General features: G+C 52.5%; 9 protein-coding genes and 1 pseudogene. All 10 read left to right on the top strand.

The window, feature by feature from the left end; translation table 11 throughout:
* A partial coding sequence (locus LZ24_RS16305) for a 4Fe-4S dicluster domain-containing protein (RefSeq protein WP_186443221.1) occupies nucleotides 1-535 on the top strand: 535 nt, incomplete at its 5' end.
* Nucleotides 536-670: 135 nt separating this feature from the next.
* Nucleotides 671-1,516, top strand: coding sequence for an FAD/NAD(P)-binding protein (locus LZ24_RS16310; protein ID WP_144686780.1), 846 nt, complete (start codon nucleotides 671-673; stop codon nucleotides 1,514-1,516).
* Between the two features lie 285 nt (nucleotides 1,517-1,801).
* Complete coding sequence (locus LZ24_RS16315) at nucleotides 1,802-2,119, top strand: TusE/DsrC/DsvC family sulfur relay protein (RefSeq protein ID WP_144686781.1); 318 nt, start codon at nucleotides 1,802-1,804, stop codon at nucleotides 2,117-2,119.
* Between the two features lie 95 nt (nucleotides 2,120-2,214).
* On the top strand, nucleotides 2,215-2,622 hold the full coding sequence (locus LZ24_RS16320; protein ID WP_144686782.1) for a secondary thiamine-phosphate synthase enzyme YjbQ: 408 nt from the start codon (nucleotides 2,215-2,217) through the stop codon (nucleotides 2,620-2,622).
* Nucleotides 2,623-3,072 carry a siroheme decarboxylase subunit alpha gene (ahbA, locus tag LZ24_RS16325; RefSeq protein ID WP_222427687.1) on the top strand — a complete coding sequence of 150 codons (450 nt, stop codon included), beginning with the start codon at nucleotides 2,623-2,625 and terminating at the stop codon, nucleotides 3,070-3,072. It abuts the gene before it with no gap.
* Nucleotides 3,073-3,077: 5 nt separating this feature from the next.
* Complete coding sequence (locus LZ24_RS16330; protein ID WP_144686783.1) at nucleotides 3,078-3,926, top strand: nitrilase-related carbon-nitrogen hydrolase; 849 nt, start codon at nucleotides 3,078-3,080, stop codon at nucleotides 3,924-3,926.
* Nucleotides 3,927-4,675: 749 nt separating this feature from the next.
* Nucleotides 4,676-5,962 carry a (Fe-S)-binding protein gene (locus LZ24_RS16335; RefSeq protein WP_144686784.1) on the top strand — a complete coding sequence of 429 codons (1,287 nt, stop codon included), beginning with the start codon at nucleotides 4,676-4,678 and terminating at the stop codon, nucleotides 5,960-5,962.
* 39 nt (nucleotides 5,963-6,001) lie between these two features.
* A complete protein-coding gene (locus LZ24_RS16340) occupies nucleotides 6,002-9,028 on the top strand; it encodes an FAD-dependent oxidoreductase (protein ID WP_144686785.1) in 3,027 nt (1,008 codons plus the stop codon).
* A gap of 86 nt (nucleotides 9,029-9,114) precedes the next feature.
* Nucleotides 9,115-9,555, top strand: a complete 441-nt coding sequence (locus LZ24_RS16345; RefSeq protein WP_139450930.1) for a hydrogenase iron-sulfur subunit — start codon at nucleotides 9,115-9,117, stop codon at nucleotides 9,553-9,555.
* Nucleotides 9,556-10,120, top strand: a pseudogene (locus tag LZ24_RS16350) (4Fe-4S ferredoxin); the annotation flags it as partial.

The following is a 10,120-nucleotide window of genomic DNA, read 5'->3' on the forward strand; positions in this document are numbered from 1 at the left end:
CTTCATTGCCAAGGTGCTGACGGATAAGGGGAAGAATTTCCTTGATGCGGCAGGCTTTGGTGAGGATGCAGGTGCCGATGCGGCTAAAACCGTGGAAGATCTCAAGGCAAAGGCCGAAGCGGCCATCACTTCTAAAGTGAGCTACAATAAGATTGCTGGCAAGACCATCATGGATCTTTATGATGCGCCCTTCTGGAAGGACATCCTTTTCGGATGCATCAACTGCGGCACCTGTACCTATGCCTGCCCCACCTGCTGGTGCTTTGACATTCAGGACGAGGTAAAGGGTACGGACGGCGTGCGTGTGCGGAACTGGGATTCCTGCATGACGGCCCTTTTCACCCACCATGCATCCGGTCATAACCCCCGTGAACATGAATGGGAGCGTACCCGCCAGCGTTTCATGCACAAGCTGAAATATTTTGTGGACAAGTACGATGCGGGCCTGATGTGTGTGGGCTGTGGCCGCTGCGTGGAGCAGTGCCCCGCCAACATCGATATCCGTACGGTGTGCAACACCATGAACGATTTTTAAATCGGCCACGTGGCAGGGCAGGCTTTTTTGCCTGCCCATGACCCCCGTGCCTGCATATCGATAAGGAGCTGTAGGGGCAGGCCCTTGGTGCCTGCCCGCTACCGCCTTCATATAGCAGGATAAGGAGATGACAAGGTGAGAAATCCCAATCCATATGAGCCGTATCCCGTCCGCATAGACGACATCACGGTGGAGACGGAAGATAAGAGCTTGAAGACCTTCAAGTTCGTTTTTCTGAATCCCGAGCACGAAGAGATGTTTGCCTATAAGGCGGGTCAGTTTGCAGAGCTTTCCATTCCGGGTCAGGGCGAGATTCCCATCGGGATTGCGTCCAGCCCCACGGAAAAGGGCTTTGTGAAATTTACGGTATTCAAAACCGGCAAAGTGACAAGTTACCTGCACTCCATGCAGGTGGGTGATATCATGGGCCTGCGTGGTCCCATGGGCAACTGGTATCCCTGGGAAATCCTTGAGGGCAAGAACATTCTGATTGTGGGCGGTGGTTTTGCTTTCACAACCTTACGTTCCTCCATCAAGATGATGCTGGATAACCGGGACAAGTTCGGCAAGATCGATGTGGTTTACGGTGCCCGTGCCCCCGGCATGCTTCTCTACATGGATGACCTCACGGAATGGGAAGCCCAGGGCAAGATCAACATGCACATCACCGTAGATAAAACCGATGATCCCAACTGGAAGTACCATCAGGGCTTTATTCCTCCGGTTGCGGAAAAGGTGGCACCTCCTGCCAGCGATGACACCTATGCCATTGTCTGCGGTCCTCCCATGATGATCAAGTTCACCCTGCCCGTGCTGGACAAGCTCGGTTACAAGCATGATCACATCATCATGAGCCTTGAAAACCGCATGAAGTGCGGCATTGGCATGTGCGGTCGCTGTAATATCGGCAAAGAGCTGGTGTGCAAGGATGGTCCTGTCTTTACCTTGGATCAGCTCAACCAGATGCCCAAGGAATACTGATTTTATTACCTGAAGGGTACGGTTCTGTCTGATATAAAGCATAAGGATATGCGGCCGCTTCTCCATTCCATGGCGGAGCGGTCGCTTTTTTTATGGTGAAAATCTCCTGTCTTCATGGCAGGTATGGTCGCAAAGGTTTGACACCCATTGAGGAATGATGTAAATACATCTTGCTTATTGACAAGCCGTGCTTGTTTGGTTAGGTAGATACGCTAAGAAAAAGTTAAGGATATAACGGGACTCCCCCATAAGGATGATATCTAAATTACAGGAGGTTTTTTTAAAATGGCTGAAGTAGAATTCAAAGGGAAAAAGTTTGTTGTGGATGAGGATGGCTTTCTTGAGGATTTCAATACCTATACGGAAGAATGGGTTGAGTTCTGCATGAAAGAAGAAGGCATTGATACGCTGACCGAAGAGCATTGGAATGTTATTAACATTCTTCAGGACTACTATAAGAAGAATGGTATTGCTCCCATGGTACGTGTTCTTTCCAAGCTTACCGGCTTCAAACTGAAGCACATCTATGAGCTTTTCCCCTCAGGTCCTGGCAAGGGAGCCTGTAAAATGGCTGGCCTTCCCAAGCCTACCGGCTGCGTTTAATCTACGCTGCTGGAAAACTGAGTTTCTGATCAGAAAGGTCCTGCCATGGCAGGGCCTTTTTTTTACCGTTTCCATGAGTTGCGGGGAAAAGTTCAATGTATATTAAAGTTCAGTCTTCCACACGAAAAGAGCTTGTGGACATCACAGCAAGGGTACAGGAATGTGTGACAGTTTCCGGAATGGAATGGGGGCTTTGTCATATTTTTGTTCCCCACACCACAGCAGCCGTTACCCTCAATGAAAATGCCGACCCCGATGTTCAGGAAGATATGATCAGAACCCTTTCCCGTCTGGTTCCCGTGGATCCGGATTACAGGCATATAGAAGGCAACTCCGATGCCCATGTCAAGGCATCTCTGATCGGAGCTTCGGAGCTGGTGGCTGTGCGGGACGGGCGTCTGGATCTCGGGCGCTGGCAGGCCATCTATCTCTGGGAGTTTGACGGACCCCGCAGGCGTGAGGTGAGAATCATGCTGATGCCCCAGCAGGAAAGGGGGCTTTAAATGATGGATGATCTGGATAAAAAGCTTTTGAACAGCATCCAGTCGGGTTTTCCCATCTGTTCCAGGCCCTATGCGGCCATTGGAGAAATGCTGGATATGGATGAGGCTGAGGTGCTGGAGCGATTGAAGAAGCTCAAAGCGTCCGGCATCATCCGTCGTATCGGAGGCAATTTCGGGCCGGAGAATCTGGGATATTTTTCCACCCTCTGTGCCGCAAAGGTGCCGGAGGAAAAGCTTGAGGTTTTCACCCAAACCGTCAATGCCTATCCCGGTGTCACCCATAATTATGTCCGGGAAAATGACTGGAATGTGTGGTTTACCTTTATTGAACCTTCACGGGAAGTCATTGCTCGTAATCTGGAAGAAATAGCAGAGAAAACGGGAGTGACGGAAATCCTTAATCTGCCCGCCACCCATGTCTTTAAAATCCGTGCAAAGTTTTCCCTGTAGCGCCCATGGATCATTCAGGAATCTCTCCGCCGGATAAAGATGGCATCATCACAGGTCTGGCCCTTGCCCCGCAGTTTCTGGGCGATGTTCAGGCCAATCTTGCCACCCTTTCCTCTTTCTGTGAAAGGGCAGATGCCGCCGGAGTGGACATTCTCGTTTTCCCTGAAATGCATCTGACGGGGTATCCCACCCGCAAAGAAGATCTTGAACGGTCTGTCCTTGGCCTTGAAGAGGCCATTTCCATGATGGCACCCCTTGCCAGCCGCTGGAATCTTGTGCTGGTTGCGGGTTTTGCTGAAAAGTCTGAAAACCGTTTTTTTGTGACCCAGCTTGCACTGGGGCCCGATGGTATCCTTGCCATATACAGAAAAATTCATTTAGGTCCGCCGGAAAGATCCCTTTACACTGCGGGAGATCAGACCGCATCCTTTAGGTTCATGGGAATGCATTTTGCCATAGCCCTCTGCTATGATGCCCATTTTCCTGAGCTTTTTTCCCACCTTGCCAGTCAGGGTGCAGATGTTTTTCTCATCCCCCACGCCTCTCCCAGAGGCACCCCCCAGGATAAAAAATCCTCATGGCTGCGCCATCTTCCTGCCCGTGCCTTTGATACGGGAAGCTATGTGCTGGTCGTAAATCCCCTAGGGTCCGATGGTGCCGGAAAAAGTTTTCCGGGCCTTGCCCTTGGCCTTGGTCCAGACGGTCGTATTTTTGGTGAGCTTGGCACAGAAAACCCCGATCTTCTTGTGCTGAATCTTCATGCAGAACGGGTGAAAGCCCTGCGATCCCATCCCATGACAGCCTTTCACCGGGCAAGAAGGCCTGAGCTTTATGGAAAGTGGATGCAGGTGTAGTGCGACCTTTACGGGTGCCCGCCAGCAACCGTAAAAAATGGCCATGTAATTTCCATGGATTAAAGTTCCTGTCGCTGAAAGACAGCGGTAAACGTAATTATTCAGCACGGTTTATTCCGAACTGCCAATGCTGTAGTTGCAGCAGCTTCGTACTGTTGCAAGGCTCCGTGGCTATTTGCAAGTGACATTGCAATCGTTTCGGATCAGAGCTTTACAGGCCTGTGCGAAAGAAGCGGCAAACTGTCTGAGCCGCCACAAAGGCAGCACACCAAGGCCTGCTATGGTAATCAAAAAGCTTATCCTGCCTGTGGCGGGGGGGTTTTTCCGCTTCCGCACAGGGCAAGAAGCTCCCGAATAAGATTGCGTCACGGGCAAATAGCTTGGAGCCTGTGTATCTGTCTGGCAGCTATGGTACCTGGAAAGCTGTGCTGAACAGTTACCGCTAATCAGAAAAAAATGTGTTGATCATTTTTGTCTGTCTTTTGTTTTTCCTAAAAAAATACACCTAAAATAAATAGCCATAATCTATCCGGCACATTGATCTTATCGGTATTATCTGTTTGACTCCCCCCTCTTTCCCTTTCTATAAGACACAATCAAAATTTTCAGCAACGGGCCTTTTTAATAAGCCCTATTGATAAAAGAAGAAGCCGGAATCCTCTCCATCGGGTTTATCAGGATTCAGGATGTAAAGGGGAGGAATTCATGGAATATCGATGTCTTTTCGGATGTGAAGGGAGGAAGAACAGATGACAGCTGAAGCGGTACGCGTCGGCGGTGCTGGCGGGGAGATCTGCAGGATGGCACGGGAAATGGTTCCTGACGGGAATCTCAATGCCTGCCTCACCTGTGGTACCTGTTCCAGTGGCTGTCCCGCCACAGGGCAGTTGGACATGGACCCGCGGAAATTTCTCCGTATGGCCGTGCTGGGGATGGATGAGGCGCTGGACAAACACCCATGGGCCTGGGTCTGCACCATGTGCAGGCGGTGCTATGACGTCTGTCCCATGAAGATCAACATCCCGGCACTCATATTTGAGATCCGGGCCCGCTGGCCCGAAGAGGAAAAGCCAAAGAACGTTCAGGAATCCTGCAGACTGCACGTGAAGTCCCGGGGTGGGGCCATGGGGGTTCCCTTTGAGGACTTTAAGTTCACGGTGGAGGATCTGGCGGAAGAATGCCGGGAGCAGCCGGGTTTTGAAGATCTGCAGGCACCCATTGATAAGCCGGGCGCCATGTATGCCCTGAACCAGAATTCAAGGGAGCCCGTGGTGGAGCCCGATGAGCTTCTGCCCCTCTGGAAGATTCTCCATACCGTGGGTGCAGACTGGACCTATTATTCAGAAATGTGGGCCGGTGAGAACTACTGCATGTTTGTGGCGGACAACAAATCCTGGGAATATATCGTCCGTGCCCAGGTGGAACATCTGAACAAACTGGGTGTGAAGTATTTTGTGAACACCGAATGCGGTCACTCCTTTTTTGCCGTTTATGCGGCTCTCAGAAAGTTCAATATTCAGGCCAATTTTGAGTTCATTTCCATCATCCAGCTTTATGCCAAATGGATACGGGAAGGAAAGCTCCCTGTCAATTCAGACTGGAACAAGGAGCTGGGTATTAAGTTTACCGTGCAGGATCCCTGCAATATCATCCGAAAATCCTTAGGCGATGTCATGGCCGAAGATCTGCGCTTTGTGGTGAAAACCGCCGTGGGTGAGGAAAATTTCATCGACATGGTGCCCAACGGATCCAACAACTACTGCTGCGGCGGTGGTGGCGGTGCCCTTCAGGCAGGCTTTACGGAACAGCGCCGGGCCTATGGTAAGATAAAGTTTGACCAGCTTGATAAAACCGATGCCGCCTATGTGATAACGCCCTGCCACAACTGCCATGCCCAGGTGGAAGACATTGGTCATCATTTTGGCGGGAAGTATCACACCGTACATCTGTGGACCATTCTCTGTCTTTCCATGGGGATTCTCGGTGAAAATGAACGGACCTATCTGGGACCGGATCTTGCGGATTTTGGTCTGTAATATCCCTGAGCCATCAGGCGTGAGGAGGAGTAAAACAAGATGTCAGAAAAAACCATAGGATCAGTTCTCATCGCCGGCGGCGGGATTGCCGCCATTCAGGCGGCGCTGGATCTGGCCGATTCCGGCTATTATGTCTATATGGTGGAAAAATCGCCGTCCATCGGCGGGGTCATGGCCCAGCTGGACAAGACCTTTCCCACCAACGACTGCTCCATGTGCATCATGAGTCCCAAGCTTGTGGAGGTGGGGCGGCACATCAATATCGAACTGGTGACCCTGGCGGAAATCCGGGACATCAAGGGGCAGGCGGGCAACTTTGAGGTGGAGGTCTTCCAGAAGGCCCGGTACGTGGACATGGACAAGTGCATCGGCTGCGGAGCCTGCATGGAAAAATGTCCCAAAAAGGTGGATGATGAGTACAATATGGGTCTTGCCAAGCGCAAGGCCATCTATGTGCCCTATCCCCAGGCCGTACCCCTCAAGTATGCCATTGATGCGCCCAACTGCATCAAAATCACCAAAGACAAATGCGGGAACTGCGAGAAGGTCTGTCCTGCGGATGCCATCAATTACAAGGACACGGATAAAACCATATCCCTCAATGTGGGTTCCGTTATCCTTTCCACGGGCTTTTCCGCCTACAATCCTTCGGGCAAGGATTTCCTCAATTATGACCGCAGCAAGGATGTGGTCACCTCTCTGGAATTCGAGCGGCTCCTTTCCGCATCCGGGCCTTTTCAGGGCCATGTGGTCCGTCTCTCCGACAAGGAACATCCCCATAAAATCGCCTGGCTGCAGTGTGTGGGATCAAGGGATGTGAACACCTGCAAAAACGGGCACTGCTCTTCGGTCTGCTGCATGTACGCCATCAAGCAGGCCATCATTGCCAAAGAGCATGATCCGGAGCTGGAAACCAAAATTTTCTATATGGACATGCGCACCCATGGCAAGGGTTTTGAGGACTGCTACAATCAGGCCAAAGAAACCTATGGGGTGAAGTTCCAGCGCTGCCGGGTACATACGGTCTACGGCAATCCCGACGGCCCCGGTCAGGTACTGGAGTACATTGACGAGAACAACCAGCGGGTAACGGAAGTCTATGACATCGTTGTTCTTTCCGTGGGTATGGAAATTAACGATGAAGTCCGGGCCAATGCCGCAAAGATGGGCATTGAGCTGACCGAAGGCGGTTTTGTCAAAACCTCCACCTTTAAACCCGTTAGCACTTCCAGGGACGGGGTGTATGTCTGCGGTGCCTTCCAGGGCCCCAAAGATATTCCCCAGTCCGTTGTGGAGGCAGGGGCTGCGGCCCTCAATGCCGGTGCAGGCCTTGTTGCTGCCCGCAACACCCTGACCCGTACCGTGGAAAAGGTAAAGGAAGATGATGTCCGGGGTGAGCGGCCCCGTATCGGCGTCTTTGTCTGCCACTGCGGAACCAATATTGCGGGGGTCATTGATGTGGAGGCGGTGCGGGATTATGCCTCAGATCTTCCCTATGTGGAATATGTGAACAACAATATGTACGCATGTTCCCAGGATACCCAGGATGGCATGGTCAAGGTCATCAAGGAAAAGGGATTGAACCGCATTGTTGTGGCGGCATGCAGCCCCAGAACCCATGATCCCCTTTTTCAGGAAACCCTCATCAATGCGGGCCTGAACAAATACCTCTTTGAGATGGTGAACATCCGTAACCACGGCTCCTGGGTACACAAGGATCAGCCTGCGGAAGCCACCCTGAAGGCGAAGGAACAGGTTCGCATGGCCGTGGCCAAGGTGGCCCTGTTTGAACCCCTCTCCGAAGCCACCCTTGAGATTGACCAGAACGTGCTGGTCATCGGCGGCGGGATTTCCGGCATGGCGGCTGCCAAGGCCCTTTCCACCCAGGGCTATCATGTAACTCTGGTGGAGCGGGACAAGGTTCTGGGCGGTCAGGCAAGAAATCTCTATGTCACGGGCAAGGGCGAGTCCATTGAAGAGGGCCTTGCCGACATGGTCAACAGCGTGGCCGTGGATGATAAAATTGATGTGCTGCTGGAATCCAGCCTTAAAAATGTGGAAGGCTTTGTGGGTAACTTTGTCAGCACCATTGAGACAAAGGGCAGCGAACAGGAAATCCGCCATGGGGTGGCCATCATTGCCACGGGAGCTGAAGAATACAAGCCTGTGGAATACCTCTACGGCAGCTCCGATAAGGTGGTGACGGGTCAGGAACTGGACGGCCTTATGAAGGGCCATGATGCAAAGGTGGAGAATGCGGAAACGGCTGTCTTCATCCAGTGCGTGGGTTCCCGTGAACCGGGCCGGACCTACTGCTCCCGCATCTGCTGTACCCATACCATGGTGAGCGCCCTTCATCTCAAGGAGAAAAAACCGGACATGGATGTCTTTGTCCTGTACCGGGATATCCGTACCTATGGTGAAAAGGAAGCCCTTTACAAGAAGGCCAGGGAAAAGGGTGTGATTTTTGTCCGTTACTCCCTGGATGCCAAGCCCCTTGTGAAAGAGGCTGAGGGTAAGCTCCTTGTCACGGTGAACGATCCCATTATCCAGCGTCCCCTTGAACTTGCGGCGGATCTTCTGGTGCTGGCATCTGCGGTGAAACCCTACAAGGATGAGCGTCTGGCCCAATTCTTTAAGGTGCCCCTCAATGATGACGGCTTCTTTGTGGAAGCCCATGTGAAGCTGGCACCCAGTGATTTTGCAACGGACGGGGTTTTCCTTGCGGGCCTTGCCCATTATCCCAAGCCCATTGACGAATCCATCGCCCAGGCCCAGGCGGCCGCAGCACGGGCCACGGGTCTCCTTGCCAGAAAGACCATCAATACTTCCGGTCAGGTGGCCTATGTGAATCAGGAACTCTGCTCCGGGTGCAGTGTCTGTGTGGCGGTTTGCCCCTACAACTCTCCGGGTATGATTCTGGACGGGCCGAGGGCGGGCAAGGCGGAGATCAACCCCGTACTTTGTAAAGGTTGTGGGGCTTGTGTGTCATCCTGCCGCTCCGGAGCCTTGAATCTCAAAGGCTTTGAGGAAGGTCAGATTCTGGCCATGATTGATGCGGCCTGATTGAAGGATACGTGAGACCGGTGCCGCAGGTGCCGGTCTTTTCAAGAATCATATGCACCTTAACAAAAGGTGCAGGGAGGCTTCCTATGCAGGAGTTTGAACCTAAAATCATTACCTTTCTGTGCAACTGGTGCACCTACGGAGCCGCAGACCTTGCGGGCGTGAGCCGTTTTCAGTATCCGGCCAACATGCGCATCATCCGTCTGCCCTGCTCCGGAAGGGTTTCGCCCAAAATGGTCCTTTCGGCATTCCGCAACGGAGCGGACGGGGTCTGGATTTCCGGTTGTCACCCCGGTGACTGTCACTACATCACCGGTAACTATTATGCCCGCCGTAAATTTACCCTGCTGAAGGAAATGCTGGAACATACGGGCCTTGAGCCGGGCCGTATCCAGTTTTCATGGATTTCTTCGGCAGAAGGCGTGAAGTTTGCCGATGTGGCCCGCACCGTTATTTCCGAGGTGAAGGCCCTTGGCCCTGCCAAAGGTATGGCAAAGGAGTTTATCATGAGTCAGGAGGTGGCGTAGATGGCTGATGTCGCCCTGAAAATAAGAGAGATTGCCCGCGGCCTTCTCGAATCAGAGAAGGTCGATGTCGTGATCGGCTTCAAAAAGGGAACGCTTCCCGTCATGAGTGAGCCGACCATCATCCGTAAGGCATCGGATACAAAGGATCTGATCTGGGACGCGACCTGCCGTCTCAATCTGTGCAACTACCTCACGGGCCGCAAGGACCGCATCGGTATCATTGCCAAGGGCTGTGATGCGCGTAACATTGTGGGCCACATTGTGGAAAACAAGATCAAGCGGGATCAGCTTGTGATCATCGGTGTTCCCTGCACGGGCATGGCGGACAAAAAAGCCCTTCCCGACCTTGCAGGCGGTGAGGTAACCGCCTACGCCGAAGCCGGAGATCAGATCACGGTGAAGGGCCCTGCGGGAGAAAAGACCGTCAGCAGGGCAGATGTTCTCCAGTCCAACTGCCGCACCTGCATTCAACGCAACCCTGTAATCTTTGATGAGATGGCAGGGGAGCCCGTGGAAGAACTTGCCCCTGATAATCGTTTTGCGGACGTGGAAGCCATCGCTTCCA

The sequence above is a fragment of the Desulfobotulus alkaliphilus genome, from assembly GCF_007830435.1.
Lineage (GTDB): Bacteria > Desulfobacterota > Desulfobacteria > Desulfobacterales > ASO4-4 > Desulfobotulus > Desulfobotulus alkaliphilus.